At 44.4% G+C, this 15891-nt stretch carries 16 protein-coding genes and 1 other RNA gene; 10 read left to right on the plus strand and 7 right to left on the minus strand.

Annotated elements, in window-relative coordinates:
• Positions 1-232 precede the first annotated feature (232 nt).
• The 3 genes from T3H97_RS08975 (at position 233) to T3H97_RS08985 (ending at position 2634) form a co-directional block, all read left to right on the plus strand.
• Positions 233-1312: a tetraprenyl-beta-curcumene synthase family protein gene (locus T3H97_RS08975; protein ID WP_013309708.1), complete on the plus strand. Its 1080-nt coding sequence runs from the start codon at positions 233-235 to the stop codon at positions 1310-1312.
• A 23-nt stretch (positions 1313-1335) separates the two neighbouring features.
• Entirely contained in the window at positions 1336-2307 is a 972-nt protein-coding gene (gene pfkA, locus T3H97_RS08980; RefSeq protein WP_013309709.1) for a 6-phosphofructokinase, read from the plus strand.
• A 117-nt stretch (positions 2308-2424) separates the two neighbouring features.
• On the plus strand, positions 2425-2634 hold the full coding sequence (locus tag T3H97_RS08985; RefSeq protein WP_013309710.1) for a DUF3906 family protein: 210 nt from the start codon (positions 2425-2427) through the stop codon (positions 2632-2634).
• Here the strand turns inward: T3H97_RS08985 and T3H97_RS08990 are convergent.
• The 4 genes from T3H97_RS08990 to T3H97_RS09005 all read right to left on the minus strand — a co-directional run bounded on the left by T3H97_RS08990 (position 2631) and on the right by T3H97_RS09005 (position 6775).
• On the minus strand, positions 2631-4001 hold the full coding sequence (locus tag T3H97_RS08990; protein ID WP_190299035.1) for an MATE family efflux transporter: 1371 nt from the start codon (positions 3999-4001) through the stop codon (positions 2631-2633). The genes T3H97_RS08985 and T3H97_RS08990 overlap by 4 nt on opposite strands.
• A 196-nt stretch (positions 4002-4197) precedes the next feature.
• The gene (locus tag T3H97_RS08995; protein ID WP_328802314.1) at positions 4198-5376 is read right to left on the minus strand and encodes a putative glycoside hydrolase; all 1179 of its coding nucleotides are present in this window, start codon (positions 5374-5376) and stop codon (positions 4198-4200) included.
• 216 nt (positions 5377-5592) lie between these two features.
• Positions 5593-5781 (minus strand): hypothetical protein, encoded by a 189-nt coding sequence (locus tag T3H97_RS09000; RefSeq protein ID WP_080683009.1) that lies wholly within the window; start codon positions 5779-5781, stop codon positions 5593-5595.
• A gap of 172 nt (positions 5782-5953) precedes the next feature.
• The gene (locus tag T3H97_RS09005; protein WP_025722295.1) at positions 5954-6775 is read right to left on the minus strand and encodes a YitT family protein; all 822 of its coding nucleotides are present in this window, start codon (positions 6773-6775) and stop codon (positions 5954-5956) included.
• 325 nt (positions 6776-7100) lie between these two features.
• Between T3H97_RS09005 and T3H97_RS09010 the strand changes: the two genes are divergently transcribed.
• The 4 genes from T3H97_RS09010 (at position 7101) to T3H97_RS09025 (ending at position 10532) form a co-directional block, all read left to right on the plus strand.
• Positions 7101-8690, plus strand: coding sequence for a degradosome RNA helicase CshA (locus tag T3H97_RS09010; protein WP_190299037.1), 1590 nt, complete (start codon positions 7101-7103; stop codon positions 8688-8690).
• A gap of 223 nt (positions 8691-8913) precedes the next feature.
• On the plus strand, positions 8914-9675 hold the full coding sequence (locus tag T3H97_RS09015) for a YesL family protein (RefSeq protein ID WP_103048008.1): 762 nt from the start codon (positions 8914-8916) through the stop codon (positions 9673-9675).
• A gap of 58 nt (positions 9676-9733) precedes the next feature.
• Positions 9734-9928, plus strand: a non-coding RNA gene (gene ssrS / locus T3H97_RS09020) — 6S RNA.
• 211 nt (positions 9929-10139) lie between these two features.
• Positions 10140-10532, plus strand: coding sequence for a DUF1499 domain-containing protein (locus tag T3H97_RS09025; protein ID WP_013309718.1), 393 nt, complete (start codon positions 10140-10142; stop codon positions 10530-10532).
• Positions 10533-10622: 90 nt separating this feature from the next.
• Here T3H97_RS09025 and tpx read toward each other — a convergent pair whose 3' ends face one another.
• The gene (tpx, locus tag T3H97_RS09030) at positions 10623-11141 is read right to left on the minus strand and encodes a thiol peroxidase (RefSeq protein ID WP_103048006.1); all 519 of its coding nucleotides are present in this window, start codon (positions 11139-11141) and stop codon (positions 10623-10625) included.
• Between the two features lie 119 nt (positions 11142-11260).
• Here tpx and T3H97_RS09035 point away from each other — a divergent pair, with 119 nt between their 5' ends.
• Both T3H97_RS09035 and T3H97_RS09040 read left to right on the plus strand, forming a co-directional pair.
• Entirely contained in the window at positions 11261-11884 is a 624-nt protein-coding gene (locus tag T3H97_RS09035; protein ID WP_328802315.1) for a rhomboid family intramembrane serine protease, read from the plus strand.
• A 98-nt stretch (positions 11885-11982) separates the two neighbouring features.
• Complete coding sequence (locus T3H97_RS09040; RefSeq protein WP_023988022.1) at positions 11983-12921, plus strand: glutamate biosynthesis transcriptional regulator GltC; 939 nt, start codon at positions 11983-11985, stop codon at positions 12919-12921.
• Positions 12922-13000: 79 nt separating this feature from the next.
• Here the strand turns inward: T3H97_RS09040 and T3H97_RS09045 are convergent, their stop codons facing one another.
• Both T3H97_RS09045 and T3H97_RS09050 read right to left on the minus strand, forming a co-directional pair.
• Positions 13001-13672: a zinc metallopeptidase gene (locus T3H97_RS09045; protein WP_023988023.1), complete on the minus strand. Its 672-nt coding sequence runs from the start codon at positions 13670-13672 to the stop codon at positions 13001-13003.
• Positions 13673-13714: 42 nt separating this feature from the next.
• On the minus strand, positions 13715-14146 hold the full coding sequence (locus T3H97_RS09050) for a MerR family transcriptional regulator (protein ID WP_023988024.1): 432 nt from the start codon (positions 14144-14146) through the stop codon (positions 13715-13717).
• 295 nt (positions 14147-14441) lie between these two features.
• On the opposite strand from T3H97_RS09050, the gene T3H97_RS09055 reads away from it, so the two are divergent.
• Positions 14442-15845, plus strand: a complete 1404-nt coding sequence (locus T3H97_RS09055; protein ID WP_029516714.1) for an ammonium transporter — start codon at positions 14442-14444, stop codon at positions 15843-15845.
• The last annotated feature ends 46 nt before the right edge of the window (positions 15846-15891 follow it).

Consider the following 15891-nt stretch of genomic DNA (forward strand, 5'->3'; position numbering starts at 1 on the left):
CCATTTATACTATTTGCGGTTAAAGTCTTATAAGGATAGATTTTGTGTAACTCCTATTTTTGACTAATAATACATTACAGGTATAAAGTCTTTTTGTAAGAATAGCTCATTTTTCTTGAATCTTAAAGAAAAAAGTGAGGTTGTTCATTTGTGCTAAAAGGACGATCATATTATAATGGATATGGTTTGGATAGGTATAATTACGTAGACAACAATGTGGAGGCACCGTCATTTGAGTTATGTTGAGCAAGGACGTTATCAAGTACCGAGAGGCCCCATAGGTCTAATGAGCCGAATGTACAAGCACATTCTCCCTGAAACGAAACTAGAATTGAGTAACTGGAAGAGCAAGGCCGAACAAATTCCGGACCCTGAGCTGCGAAGTCAGGCGCTTGCGAGCATAGCGGATAAGACGTTTCACTGCGTGGGTGGGGCGGTTTATGCCGCAGCCAATATGTCTGCCCGGCAGACGCTAATTCCGCTGATCGTAGCGTATCAGACCATTAGTGATTATCTGGACAACCTGTGTGATCGCAGTACGTCCATGGATCCGGATGATTTCAGGCTGTTGCATCAGGCTATGCTGGATGCGGTTAATCCGACGGCTAGGCCAGTGAATTATTATGAGTTGCGTCGTGAGCAGGAGGATGGCGGTTATTTGACCGGGCTGGTGACAACCTGTCAGTCTTGTGTAAGCAGGCTTCCGGGCTATGAGGCGGCAATGCCTTACGTTCAGGATTTGGCGCGATTATACACGGATTTGCAAGTATACAAGCATATAAAACCCGAGCTGCGGGAACAAGCGCTTTTGGACTGGTGGTCACTTCATAAAGATCGTACACCAGAGTTGCGCTGGAATGAGTTTGCTGCGGCTACCGGTTCAACTCTGGGGGTCTTTATGCTGTTTCTTGCTGCCAGCGACCAGCATCTGACAGATGCAGGGGCTGCCTCAATACATGCATCGTATTTTCCACATGTGTGCAGTCTTCATATTTTGCTGGATTATCTAATCGATCAAGACGAAGACCGGAAGGGCGGAGATCTTAACTTTTGCAATTATTATGAAGATACCGACATGATGCTAGACCGGATCGCCTACGTTGTGAATCGGGCGCGGGCTGATATTGCAGATGTCCCTGCCAGCTCCTTTCACCGGATGATTATCGAGGGATTGCTGGCTTTATATTTATCCGACCCTAAAGTTAGCGAGCAGCAGGACGTTCGCGCTGTTTCGAGACGTTTAATGAAAAATAGTCCGCTCATGCGTTTGTTTTTCTTATTAAACAGTCGATGGATAAGAAGGCTTATATGATTATTTTGAGGAGGTCATAAATCATGACAGCAGTTAAGAAAATTGCAGTATTAACAAGTGGTGGAGATTCACAAGGGATGAACGCGGCAGTTCGCGCCGTCGTACGCAGCGGATTGTATTTTGGACTGGAAGTATTCGGGATTCAACGTGGTTATCAAGGCCTTTTGAACGACGATATTTTTCCAATGGATCTGAGAAGCGTCGGAGATATTATCCAACGTGGGGGTACTGTACTTCAATCTGCAAGATGCCTGGAATTTACGACTGAAGAAGGGCAGAAAAAAGGCGCGCAAATTTTGCGTGACCGTGGAATTGATGGCGTAGTCGTGATCGGTGGCGACGGTTCCTACCAAGGAGCTAACAAACTGACCAAGCAAGGCATTAAAACCATGTGTCTTCCAGGTACGATTGACAATGACATTTCCTTCACGGACTACACGATTGGTTTTGATACAGCGGTTAGTATCGTAGTGGACGCAATCAACAAGCTGCGTGATACAATGTCATCCCATGAACGTTCTTCCATCGTGGAAGTTATGGGACGTCATTGTGGTGATATTGCTCTGCATGCGGGCCTGGCTTCTGGCGCAGAAACAATTTTGGTGCCTGAGGTAGAATTTGACCTGAACGAAGTATCTGATCGCATGAAACAAAACTTTAAGCATGGCAAACGCCACAGTATTATTATCGTTGCGGAAGGCGTAGGCAAAGGCGAAAATGTAGCACAGGTAATCCAAGAAAACTGTCCGGATTATGAACCTCGTGTTACGGTGCTGGGGCATATCCAACGTGGAGGTACACCAACAGCGTTTGACCGTAACTTGGCGAGCCGTTTGGGTGACTTTGCTGTTCGCCAATTGATCGAGGGCGTATCTGATAAGGCTTGCGGAACGATTGACGGTAAGCTGGTAGCTACAGATATTGACAAGGTTGTAAATACTAAAAAAGATTTCAACATGGAGCTTTATGAGCTGGCCTTGCGTTTGTCCCAATAATAAGAACCTTCTACGTACAGTAGATCGGTTCTGATATTGGAAAAGATCAAAATTATGCGGATGACCCGAGTCATCCGCTATTTTTTTAGCTTTGAGTCCTATCAGGAGGTGTCATATATGTACCTATTCAAAATCGAAGTGGACAGTTCGGAAGGAGCGCTGACCGTCATTCTCGCTGCTGAAAATGAAGAACAGGCATTTGAAGAGATTGAACAACATGTGGAGAGACACTTTCTTTATCCTCCCAAGCTGAACGAAGTGGCTATTGTGGAGAAAAAACGAATAACTTTAGGCGCAGCATATGTAATCGAGACACGCAAAGGCTAAATAGCCTCTGCGTGTTGTTTTTTTTCGGCGAAACGACGTTGTACTCTCACCAGACGCCAGAGAAGTAAAATAGCGCCTACTGCCAACCCTGTTATCAAACCGATCCAGTAGCCGTAGGGTCCCAATGAAGTCCAGCGTGCCAGTATATACCCTACAGGAAGCCCAATGACCCAATAGGAGAGGAATGTGAGCAAAAAGGCTGGATTGACGTCTTTATACCCGCGTAGCGCTCCTTGTGTAGGTGTAGCGACAGCATCGGATATCTGAAAGAAAATCGCATAGATTAGAAAATGCTGTGCCAATTGAATGACCTGCGGATCGGTGGAGTAAAGTCGAGCGACCTGTTCACCCCAGATAAGGAGTACAATAGCTGTAATCAGTGATAGACCTACTGCGCTGCTAATCCCCATTACACTATAAGATTTGGCATCCCGCGGACGAGTAGCTCCTGTTTCATAGCCAACTAGAATCGTAAGTGCCATGCAAATGCTGAGAGGAATCATATACAGCGTAGATGCAAAGTTCATGGCAGCCTGATGTGCGGCTATGGTAGCTGTATTATAACTGCTCATGAAGAGAGTGACGGCTGAAAAGACGGCAGTCTCAAAAAATATAGCAAATCCAATCGGTACGCCAATCTTGATGAGCTCTTTCAAAGCACCAGCAGCAATCCCGTATATTTTGTTGAAGATTCGGTATTCGGCAAATATTTTTCCACGATGCGCAGTGATACCGGCGACCAGCATGATGATCCAGTAGGTGGTTGCCGTTGCCACTCCGGAGCCTACACCTCCCAGACGCGGAAAACCCCAGTTTCCATAAATAAGAAGATAGTTCAACAATACATTGATGGGTAACGACATGAGCGTGATGAACATCGTAAAGCGGGTTTGTCCCAATGCATCCATAAAGCTTCGGAGTACAGTGTAGGCAAATAGAGGAACAATCCCAAAGGCCATGGCACAAAGGTAGTATAGGGCCACATTATGAACTCTAAGTTCCAAGTTCATACCGTTCAAAATAGGTTTGACCAAAATGATGCCAGCAATCAAAACGATCATAGACAGGGCGAGAGAGAGCCAAAGTGCTTGAATGACATAGTAGGAGACTTTATCTTTGCGCTGTGCTCCCACTAATTGAGATACAATAGGTGTGATAGCCATAAGTATTCCGTTAAGGCCTGTTTGTACAGGAATCCACAGACTTACTCCAATGGCTACTCCAGCCAGATCAGCAGGGGAAAAGTGCCCTGACATATTCGTATCGAAAAAAGTCATGGCAGATAGTGCAAGCTGGGTAATCAGGATAGGGAGCAAAATGTAGAAAAGCTGCTTCCATTTCTGCCCCGTTGTTAGAGTCAATTGCATTTTTGTTTTCCTCATTTACTAGGGATTCATTATTCGTATATATCATAACATGTAAGTATTTATTGTAAGGGATACCGCTATATTTGAACAGTAATAAAAAAGACTGCACCCGTTCGCCAAACAACGGGACAGCCTTCGAAATAATGATATAATTTCTAAATTTTATATAAAATAATAAAAAGTCCGGAGAGATAAATTATTTGTAAGTTACTCCGCTTGTATAGCGGTTTGTGGCATTCCAGAGTAAATATTCATCCACTTTCATATCCTTAAGCGCTCGTATCTGGTCCTCTACTTGAGTTTTCCCATACTTGGCATAATGTCCGCTCCCCAACCAACTTGCGGTAAAATCCTGGATCCAAGGACGAATAATTGGCTTTAGCTTGCCCGTCGGATCGAGCTTTTTGTGTGTATCGGCCATAGAGCCTTTAATCGTCTGGTAAGGATTCTTATCGGGGTCTTTTACACCGAACCAGCCTGTGGTGTAGTGACTTGGATAAACCATGGGCGAAATGACATCCACATTTTCGGAGATTTTAGTGAAATCCTGTCCGATCCCCTCCGCAGCAGGAACGGATGCAGCATATCCGAAAATATCTACCGATACTCGTACACCTAATGGAGCAAGCTCTTTGCGGGCATATTGTACGAATTCAGCGACTGCATCCGAGCGGGAATGATCTGATTTAGTATATTTCAGCTTGTCTGCTCTTTTCTCAAAGCCTTCGGGGAAACGAACATAGTCAAATTGAATTTCCTTAAAACCAAGTTTGGCTGCTTCCTTAGCGATGGCGATATTATAATCCCATACTTCTTTATTATAGGGATTGACGAACCCGTCTCCTTTGCCGTTTTTCCAGACAGAGCCGTCAGGATTACGGAAAGACATCTCGGGATTTTTGTTTGCCAGTACCGTATCTTTAAATACGACAATACGAGCAATCGGGTAAACATTATGCTTTTTTAATCGGTCCATCAAACCGGAAATATCCCGAATGAATTTTTGCGGCTTACCCAGTTTGAGCAGCTCGGGATTGGTCGTTGGATAAGTAATGTAACCTGCATCGTCCTTAATATCAATAACCATAGAATTGAGCTCTGTCTTGTCAAGCAGTTCAAGCAACTGGGTCATACGCGTTCCGCCTGCGCTATAAGCTGTGACATAGATGCCCTTGATAGCAGGAGTCGTCGGTTGTGGGTCAATTTTAACTGGAGGATGGGAGTCATCCACCTTCGTATTATTGTGCTGAGCCTGAATCATGGCGCTGCTAATTGTTGTTGCCACCGTATCTTTTACATTTGGAGCGTTGGCTGACTGATCCCCGTTTCCGCCTATCCCCATCGCCAATAGCATAATTGCCCAAATCATATTCATTTCCTAACTCTCTCCCTTATGTATGTCGCTTACCTGATTATACGTAAAGTTATGTATCGAAAAACAACACGCTTGTAACCAATACTGGAATCATCAGGCACAGTCTTACATGATTAACCCATCACGTGTTCATTGAATCCATAAAAATACATAAATAATGCCGCTCTCTTCGCGGTTGTAGATGCAACCGGAAGAAGCGGCACTTGGTAAAGAAATTTATTGAAGATAATTATTGTCTTGATGCTCGCAAATACTGTACTGAATAATTTCTAGCGCATCCGTTGGCTTGAGTATGGCCATCCCGTCCCGAAGCACAATCATCGAGTTCAGCTCATCCTTTTTGAGAGAAGGAAGCATTTCCGGGTACCATCTTAAGACAATGTCGGACAGTTTTACCGTTTCCATTTCCACAAAAATCACCCTTTCCTGCTCGGAATCATTCCAAAAGAATCATTCAATACGATTCGGAAAAGCAAAGTGCCTGTGAAATAGCAGGTAAAGCTGGTCTTTATATACTATGGGAACAGCGCACATATAGTGTACCACAGAAACTGTATTTTGACACTTGGGTTTGTGCTTATCTTCGGCGAAATGAACCCATCACCCCAACTGTTTCCACAATATTGACAAAAGCTGAAGGGTCCACTTCTTTAATGATCCGTTTTAATTCAACTAGCTCGTAGCGTGTCGTGACAGTCATCAGCATATCCTTTTCGGTATGTGAAAATGCGCCTTCAATTTTTATTTTGCTAACACCGCGAGGTGTGGTCAACATCCGCTCCAGTAGCTTGTCGGTGTGTTCTGTAATAATGTAGACGGTAATCTTCGTGTGACTGACATAGATTTGATCCAATACCTTGCCAGTCACAAAAATAGATAGCATCGACGCAAGTGCAATATTCCAATCATCGTTCAAATATCCTGCTGCAAGAATGACCAGTCCATTCATGCCAACAAGTACAGTTCCTACGGGGAAGTCACGATAACGAGTGACGATGGAACCGATAATGTCAAAACCGCCCGTAGACCCCCCTACCCGAAAGGAAATTCCTGCTCCTACGCCGATCATCACCCCACCAAAAACGGAGGCTAGTAGGGGGTCCGACACGACAGATTGCACCGGTACCCACGCCAAAATCCACGTTGTAACGACAACGGATAAAATGCTCAGGCTAATAAAACGCTTGCCTAAAATAAACCAGCCTGCAATAAGCATCGGGATATTGATAATAAAATACATCGCGCTGATATCAAATTTTGTGAAGTAGCCAATTAACATGGAAAGACCGGCTACTCCCCCGCTCAGCAAGTGGTGTGGCACGAGAAACAGATTAAAACCGCATGCAATGGCAGCGGCTCCAAGAATGACAGTTAAGCAGTTTAACACTATTTTTAACAACTTATTTTCACCTCATTTAAATTATACGGGAAGCAACTTGCTGGTATTCATGAATTGTTCTGTGCTATAATGCGATGTGGATATTCTTGAGTAGGGACCTATGTCCAGAGAAACACTTAAAATTTAAACTGTTTTAAAAAGGATAAATTCGTTTAAGATGTATCGGATAGGTTCCCCAAATTCATTACAGAAAGATACAGTTATAGGTCTAAATAAACTGTCACTGTATTGGGGCAAACTTATACAATAATATCGCTACTTAAGAATACAGACAACATTGTGGATTGTCCACCACATCCACCATTATGAAGGAGTTTGAATAAATTTGACGACATTTGCAGAATTTGATCTTGAACCGAAAGTAATTCAGGCGATTACAGAACTGGGCTTTGAAGAAGCAACACCAATTCAATCCCAATCCATCCCGATTGCACTGCAAGGCAGAGACATGATTGGCCAAGCCCAAACAGGTACTGGTAAAACCGCTGCGTTTGGTATTCCGCTGATCAACAAAATTTCTAGAAGCGACGAAAAAATCAGAGCCCTGATCATGGCACCAACACGTGAGCTTGCTATCCAGGTAGCTGAAGAAATCGAAAAACTCTCCCGTTTCAAAGGTCTTCGTACTTTGCCAATCTATGGTGGACAAGATATCGTACGCCAGATTCGTGCTTTGAAAAAGAAACCTCAAATTATTATTGGTACGCCAGGACGCTTGCTTGACCATATTAATCGCAAAACCATCAAGCTGGAAGATGTAAACACAGTTGTTTTGGATGAAGCAGATGAAATGTTGGATATGGGCTTCATGGAAGATATTCAATCCATTCTGAAGCAAGTTCCAGACGAGCGTCAAACGATGCTTTTCTCGGCTACAATGCCTCCTAATATTAAAAGATTGGCTGAGCAATTCCTCAAAAATCCTGAGCATGTTTCAGTTATCCCTAAACAAGTTAGTGCTCCACTGATTGATCAGGCCTATATCGAAGTTCCTGAGCGTCAAAAATTCGAAGCATTGAGCCGTTTGATCGACATGGAATCCCCAGAACTTGCTATCGTATTTGGTCGTACCAAGCGTCGGGTAGACGAGCTGGCTGAAGCTCTGCAAAAACGCGGATATTCTGCAGACGGTTTGCATGGTGACTTGTCTCAAAACCAACGTGATGCTGTAATGCGTAAATTCCGTGACGGAAGCATCGATGTCCTCGTAGCGACTGACGTAGCTGCCCGTGGTTTGGACGTTTCCGGCGTAACTCACGTTGTGAACTTTGACCTTCCGCAAGATCCAGAAAGCTATGTTCACCGTATTGGACGTACTGGACGTGCAGGTAAAGAAGGGGAAGCTTGGTCTTTCGTAACGCCTCGTGAAATTGACCATTTGCACTTTATCGAACGTGTAACTCGTCACCGCATTCCACGCAAGCCGCTTCCAACGTTGGCTGAAGCTCTGGAAGGCAAACAACGCATCATTGCTGAACGTCTCCTAGAGGCTGTAGAAAGCGGTGAGCTGAACGAGTATAAAGGTTTGGCTATTCAAATGCTGGAGCAATATGACTCTGTACAACTTCTTTCCGCAGCTCTGAAGCTGATGACTGGTGAGAAGAGAGAAGCTTCGATTGAACTGACTCCAGAAGATCCGATCCGTGCAAAACGTCGTAAACCAGACGTGCGTTCTGGCGGTCGCAAGCCTTCTAACTATAGTGGTCGCAGCAACGGTGGTTACAATTCCAACCGTTCTGGCGGTAGCGGCGGTAGTGGAAGTAAAGGTGGATATGGCGGTTACAACCGTGGCAAAGAAGGCGGTGGCAACAACCGTGATTCCGGAAGCCGCTACAGTGGAGATCGCAAACCACGCCCGAGCAGCAATGGAGAAACTCGTCGTCCTGCAAGACGTGAAGATTCCTCTTCCGAGTAAGAAATGAAATAATGAAAAGTCGAAGCAGATGAAGCTTCGGCTTTTTTGTTATGATTGAATCAGTATGTATGAACCTTTTAGCCATCTGCTTTAATGGGTCACGTATTGATTTCACTGGCGTATTAGGGCTGAAATACGGTATGATATAGTCAAGAGCCGGAATTTATAGGCATAGCAACATGAGTCTTGGAACTGCCAAGGCTTGCGGAGGGAGAGACTGACATTGGAGTTTAAAGGAGCTATGGGTGGTATTTACCGCCTGACCGAGTGGATTACCCGACTGGCGGCTACAAATTTGTTATGGGTGTTATGTTCGTCGCCTTTTGTGTTCTGCCTCATACTGAAACTACTTGTAATGAATCAGAATTTGGCTAATGAATCTTTACAAATGAATTGGGCGATGGCTGTTTTGGCACCGCTTACTTTATTTCCAGCCACATCGGCTATGTTCACAGTGGTTCGCAAATGGGTAATGGGGGATACCGATACAGGCGTGTTTCGTACCTTTTTTAAAGGGTACAAAGAGAACTATAAGCAGAGTCTGATCGGGGGTATCTTTTACACGTTACTGTTTGTCATCATGTATGTGGATTATACCGTATATATGACACAACTCAGCAACTTGCAAATCGTGGGCGTAATTATGCTTATTCTTATCATTATTTTGCTTGTGTCTATGTTTAACTTCTTTTCGATGGTGGCTCATTATCATATGTCTACCGGACAAATTATTAAAAATGCGGTTTTACTGACGCTGATTCGACCATTCCGTGTATTTTCCACCATGCTCGGCAGCGCTGTTGTTATATTTATCGGAGTCAAATATCCTGTGCTTTTCCTATTCTTCATCGGCAGCGTGGTTGCCTGGTTCGCTTTCTTTAATTTTTATGGAACATTCCTCAAAATGCAGGATCAAATGGAAAAGATGAAACAGAAAGATGAAGATACGGCAAGCGTTGAAGACAAGAAAAGTGATAACCTCTAAAAATAAAACATATTTCTCCTAGCATTTACTTTCTGAGTGAGAAGCGCTATAATAAGGTCACATCCTGCGATGCACGTTACGGTCATTTGTTGTTTTGAACCAATGACAATGTCTAGGGAGATCTATACGGATGAATAGCTGAAAAGCCCTGTCAATTTCTGACAAGGGGACTTCAAAAGTTTATTCTGCGGTCACCCACCTGCTAAAGCAGGTTCAGAAGACGCTATGGTCGGACGGCATCGGCGGGTACTCCAAAGATAATGAATACACTCTGTTCATGCTTCGTGCAGAAACAGGGTGTTTTTTGTATGCAACAATGTTAAACTAAGACATGAGGTACTAAGGTCGCATACCACAGGTATGGTCGGTTAACTTTTTGTTGTTTAACGTTTTTATAAAGCGCTTGCAGCAAAACAACCGATGTGCTGCATTATGGCAACGATTATCGTGAAGGAGGAAATGTCTTGTCGTTGAAGAGGACTCTGGTAGGGATTGTGCGCAGCCAAGAAGGTACAAGCGACCGGGTCAAGGACCCCCAAATGAAGACACGCTATTATAACTTATCGAGAGACAAGGCTTGGGAAGAAGTATCATCTATTTTGAAAAAAATTCCTGGCTACAAGGTACTCCATGAGGTAGCATCTGTAGGTGAGATTACGTTAGAGAAGCGAACGGCGTTCGGTAGAACCGTCGACATTACCGTTTCTATATTGTCCGTCTCGCCAGTTCGGAGTGCGGTGGATATTTATTCTGCTTCACGCGGATCGCTAGGGGACTTGGGCGCGAATTACCGCATCATTTTGCAACTGTTCGCTGTGATTGACAAGAAGCTGTCCGCTCATAAGGTCGTGCAGTAATTGTAGATGTGTGAGCAGTGATGTGGCAGACAAACGTCAAAAAAGCGAGGAAGGCAACCCTTCACTCGCTTTTTTAATATTCAGTCTGATTTAGACGAGTTTTTTCACTGCTGCAATCGCTTGGTCATAGTCAGGATGTTCGGACATTTCGCTCAAGTATTCTACGTAAGCGATTTTATCATTTTGATCAATTACAAAAATAGCTCTATGATCCAAATGGAATTCCTTAATGAACACACCATAAGCTTCGCCGAAGGAATGATCCTTATAGTCGGACAGTGTCAATACGCGGTCGATACCGGCAGCACCGCACCAACGAGCTTGAGCGAAAGGCAGATCGACGCTGACAGTCAGCACCACGACTTGATCCCCAAGAGAATCAGCTTCCTGGTTAAAACGTCGAGTCTGTGCGTCACACACGCCTGTATCCAAAGAAGGAACAACGCTGATCAGCTTGACTTTACCTGCAAAGTCTTGAAGTGTGGCTGTTTCCAACAGGTCTTTCTGTAATTTGAAATCAGGCGCCTGATCTCCAATTTTCAGTTCAGGACCTAAGAGAGTCAAAGGATTGCCTTTAAAAGTAGCAGCTCCTGTACGTTCTTGTGCCATATGTAATAGCCTCCTTGGTTTTTAGCATTGGTTATCGTTGCCGAAATCTATTATAATCTTTTATAAAAGACATTGTCCAATTTGAATAAGGTGGAGACACCCATGAAGGAAGGATTGCCTTGATTTTTTTACGCTATGAGAACTGGAAAAGTTATTTGCGGTTTTACCCAGTGACCTGTCTGATTTTGCTCATTAATATTGTGATGTTTATTGTACTCACCGTACAGGGTGGATCGGAAAATAGTTTGACGCTGATCCGATATGGAGCATTGATTAATGAAGCGCCATTCACTGATCAGCTGTGGCGATATGTATCAGCCATGTTTTTACATGCAGGATTTGATCATCTTCTGTTCAATTCCTTCGCCATACTCGTATTCGCTCCTCCGTTGGAGCGTTTGCTGGGGTCCTTCCGTTATGTGTTATTGTATCTGGTCACAGGCATTGTAGGGAACATACTGTCCATCGCGCATTACAACATGGTGACGGAAACGACAGTCTCTGTAGGAGCCTCAGGAGCGATTTATGGCATCTATGGAGCATTTCTATACGTTGCCCTATTCCAGCGGTCACTGATGGATGACGCCTCGCGCAAAACGCTGTACACGCTGCTTGGGTTTGGTATCCTGTTTTCTTTCGCTGTAGCGAACATTAACTGGACCGCTCACTTCGGGGGATTGCTCAGTGGGTTTTTCCTTTATGGATTAATGATCAGATTGACTGGCCAACGTAAACGTCACTAAAGACAGTTTTACCGTAAGTTAGCAGGGTAAGAAGGAGGATGATGTTCGATTGACGTCTTCTTCCGGATGTTGAAAAACAGATTGGAGCGAATATCGGAGTGGAATTACGACAGTTGCAATACTTCATGAAGGTAGCGCAAAAAGAACATGTCACTCAGGCAGCCGAGGAGCTACATGTGGCGCAATCTGCGGTAAGTCGGCAAATTCATCAGCTTGAAGAGGAGCTGGGAGTTAATCTTTTTATGCAAAAGGGTCGAAATTTGCAGCTTACGCCAGTGGGACAGCTATTTTGCAAACGGGTTGAGACGATTATAAAAGATCTAGAGCGAGCTGTTTTGGAGGTTCATGAGTTTTTGGATCCTGAGGGGGGCGAAATCCGCATCGGTTTTCCGCACAGTTTGGGGATTCATCTTATTCCTACGGTGGTGGCTGAATTCCGAAAGCGGTATCCCAATGTTAAATTTAGATTTAAACAGGGAATGTACCCGAGTTTAATTCGTGATGTGTTAGCGGGTGAGGTGGATTTGGCTTTTGTATCTCCTTTTCCGGATCGTCATGATCATGTAGAGGGGGATGTGGTACTGACCGAGGAGTTGTTTGCTGTTCTCCCGCCCAATCATCCTTTAGCCACGGCCAAACACATCACGCTGAGTCAGCTTAAAGGAGAAAAATTCATCCTGTTCAGAGATGGATATTCGTTACGCCCGATTGTCTGGCAGGCTTGTCTGGAGGCAGGATTTACGCCGGATATTGCTTTTGAAGGTGAAGAGACAGATACGATTCGCGGATTAGTTGCGGCCGGTATGGGAGTCAGTCTTTTGCCTGAAATGGCGTTGTTTCAGACCAACCCGCTTCAACCTGCAAGAGTGTCGATTGTTGATCCAGAGGTCACGCGAACTATTGGCTTGATTCATCGCAGAGATGACAAACTACCCTTAGTTGCAAAGTCATTCCGAACTTTTTTGTTGCAATATTTTGGCCTTAAAGGTAGTGCTGCTACTCCGAATGGAAGTGCTAAAGCGGATTTAGGGCAGTGAGTATAGCTGATTGGTTTTAGATAAAGGAAAAAGGTTGTTCCTCTTGGTGGAGGAACAACCTTTTTTGTAATACAAGCAATTAATCCCGGCTGTTAAAGATACCGATTAAGCGGATTAGTTCCAGCAATGAAACGAGAGCTGCAGCCACATAAGTTAATGCAGCAGCATTTAATACTTTGGCTATACCCCGTTCTTCATCACTACGGATAAACCCTTCGGAAACCATAATTTCTCGGGCGCGGTTGGAAGCATTAAATTCAACCGGTAATGTAATTAATTGAAAAGCGACAGTAGCCGAGAAAAAGATGATACCCAAGCCAATCAGGTTCGTGTAGCTGAATAAGAAACCGGCAATCAGCAGAAACGGTGCAATCCCGGAAGCGAAGTTTACGATCGGAAAGATCCGGTGACGGAGTGCCAGCATGGGATAATGCTCTTTATGCTGAATGGCATGACCGACCTCGTGACATGCTACGGCAACTGCAGAAATGGATTTTTCATAATAAACGGGCTCGGACAGCCGCACGACTCTTTGCATTGGATCATAATGGTCAGATAACGCACCAGGTACTGGTTCAATAGGCACATCATGCAAACCATTGCGATCCAGCATATGTCGAGCTGCATCATAACCGGTCAACCCATTTTCATTTGGGACATCAGACCATTTATTAAAAGTACCTTTTACACGGAATTGCGCCCATAAGGATAATCCGAACGCAAGAATAATCAATATATACATACCCATCATAAAGCAACCCTCCATTATTGTTCATCATACTAGCCCGGGTATCTACATCATAGAACTATGCTCCAGGAGATACTTCAGAGCTTCGATACAAGCGGCGCTTTGTGGTAGTAGACCAGTAAGCAACTTGCGCGCTTGAACGGGCTTGAGCTGCCCCAAAAGAGGCTGTAGTTCATTGACTTCACGTTCTAGACGCTGCATGTGCATCTCTAGACTCGTTAGTTTGTCAGTGACGTGCTCTTCCCCCGCGACCGAGTTCCATTTAATCAGTGTCTGTCTGATTTCCTCAAGGCTATACTTCTCTTGTTTCATTTGGTTAATACGTTCAAGCCTGTTTAAGGTTTCATCATTATAAAGCCGATAATTTTTCAATGATCGTTCTTCAGGTGTGATCAAACCAAGCTTTGTGTAATAATCAATAGTTCGTTCGCTGACACCAGCCGCCTTGGCTAGCTCACCAATTCGATACAGCTTCATATCCCCATCTGTCTTCACCTCGCGCTCTTCGTTCAACCTTCAATATTAGCATTTGCAAACGGAGTGTTTATAAAGAATATTTTACATGATTCCCAACCATACAGTCAAACGTCATGCTTTTTTTCGGAGAGAAACAAGCTACTTTTATAGTTAGTAAATGTGACATGGAGTGTTTGGGATCATGTTTTTTTAACGTAATAAAAAAAATCTTGTCAACTTTCATGTATTCTGATTATAATGACAATAAGAATTTCACGAAATGTAAAGAAACTTAACATTCGAGGGAGTGGGCTTCATGAGAAAAAAGTGGTTAGTTGTATTATTGGCCATGCTGACAGTATTAGCTTTTCCGGTAGGTGCGTTTGCTGCTGACGGTCCGACAAATATTCAACTTCAAGCCGGGCTAAACACGGCCTTTACGTTCTTGGCATTTATACTTGTATTTTTTATGCAAGCGGGATTTGCATTGCTAGAGGCAGGCTCGACACGAATGAAGAATGCGGGCCATGTCGCTGGTAAAACGATTCTCACCACGGGTGTTGCGGCTTTGTCCTTCTGGGCACTTGGATTTGGATTCGGCTTTGGTAATGATGGCGGAAACGGATTTATGGGACTGACGGGTTTCTTCATGAGTGGTACGGATGCTGCTGCATCGTTTGATGCTCTTTCAGGTCTCGATGTTCCGATTACAATTATGTTTTTGTTCCACTTTGCTTTCGCTGCGGTATCACTTTCTATCGCATGTGGGGGGATGGCAGAGCGTGCAAAATTAAGTGTATACATTATCTTCGGTATTTTGTTCTCTATCGTGATCTATCCGGTTGTAGCTCACTGGGTGTGGGGCGGCGGATGGCTTGGTAAGTTGGGAATGCAGGATTATGCCGGTTCGACGGTAGTCCATTTGACAGGCGCTACGGCGGCACTCGTCGCTACACTGCTGCTCAAACCGCGTCTGGGCAAGTTCAATAAAGATGGCAAGCCGAACATTATCCCTGGTCATAATCAGGTGTACTCTATCTTGGGTGTTATTATTCTGTGGTTTGGTTGGTTTGGGTTTAACCCAGGTAGTGCTGTATCGGCTATGAACGACGGATTCTTTGGATATGTCGCCTTGACTACCAATATTGCTGCTGCGGCAGGTGGAGTTTTCGCTTTGCTCGTATCCTGGATGGTATACGGAAAGGCAGATATTCCTGCTATGCTAAACGGTGTGCTGGCGGCTTTGGTTGCTATTACTGGTTCTTGTGCCTTTGTAGCCCCTTGGGCGGCACTGGTCATTGGTGCAGTTGCAGGGATCGTCACTTTCTTTACAGCGCAATGGTTCGAGCGTGCAAGAGTAGATGACCCTGTATATGCTTTCTCTGTGCATGGTGTTGCAGGGATGTGGGGCGCAGTGTCCACAGGGTTCTTCGCTACTCCTGAGCTTGTAAAAATAACAGGTGTAGGTCAAGCGGGTCTGTTCTATGGTGGGGGATTTACACAATTAGGAGTACAGCTGCTTGGACTGATTGGCACCTTGGCTTTCGTGTTCGTCATTTCCTTCATTATTCTGGGTGCGATGAAAGCGATTATGGGTATTCGCGTTACGGAAGAGGAAGAAACGATGGGACTGGATATCAGTGAACACGGTACGTACGGCTATCCTGAGCAAATGAAGTTGGTTGCCGAGGCTGAAAAGCGTTCTGGAATTGTGAACTAATATGTAAAATATAAAGAACCAGTATGGATGAGCGGAGGAGATGGAA

The sequence above is a fragment of the Paenibacillus sp. LX16 genome (genome assembly GCF_036252815.1).
Taxonomy (GTDB): domain Bacteria; phylum Bacillota; class Bacilli; order Paenibacillales; family Paenibacillaceae; genus Paenibacillus; species Paenibacillus polymyxa_B.

Bases quoted from the DNA above. Each gene is read 5' to 3' on its own strand.
- pfkA (WP_013309709.1), top strand. From the start codon at position 1,336: ATGACAGCAGTTAAGAAAATTGCAGTATTAACAAGTGGTGGAGATTCA.
- tpx (WP_103048006.1), bottom strand. From the start codon at position 11,141: ATGGCACAAGAACGTACAGGAGCTGCTACTTTTAAAGGCAATCCTTTG.
- T3H97_RS08985 (WP_013309710.1), top strand. From the start codon at position 2,425: ATGTACCTATTCAAAATCGAAGTGGACAGTTCGGAAGGAGCGCTGACC.
- T3H97_RS09045 (WP_023988023.1), bottom strand. From the start codon at position 13,672: ATGATGGGTATGTATATATTGATTATTCTTGCGTTCGGATTATCCTTA.
- T3H97_RS09055 (WP_029516714.1), top strand. From the start codon at position 14,442: ATGAGAAAAAAGTGGTTAGTTGTATTATTGGCCATGCTGACAGTATTA.
- T3H97_RS08990 (WP_190299035.1), bottom strand. From the start codon at position 4,001: ATGCAATTGACTCTAACAACGGGGCAGAAATGGAAGCAGCTTTTCTAC.
- T3H97_RS09050 (WP_023988024.1), bottom strand. From the start codon at position 14,146: ATGAAGCTGTATCGAATTGGTGAGCTAGCCAAGGCGGCTGGTGTCAGC.
- T3H97_RS08995 (WP_328802314.1), bottom strand. From the start codon at position 5,376: ATGAATATGATTTGGGCAATTATGCTATTGGCGATGGGGATAGGCGGA.
- T3H97_RS09000 (WP_080683009.1), bottom strand. From the start codon at position 5,781: ATGGAAACGGTAAAACTGTCCGACATTGTCTTAAGATGGTACCCGGAA.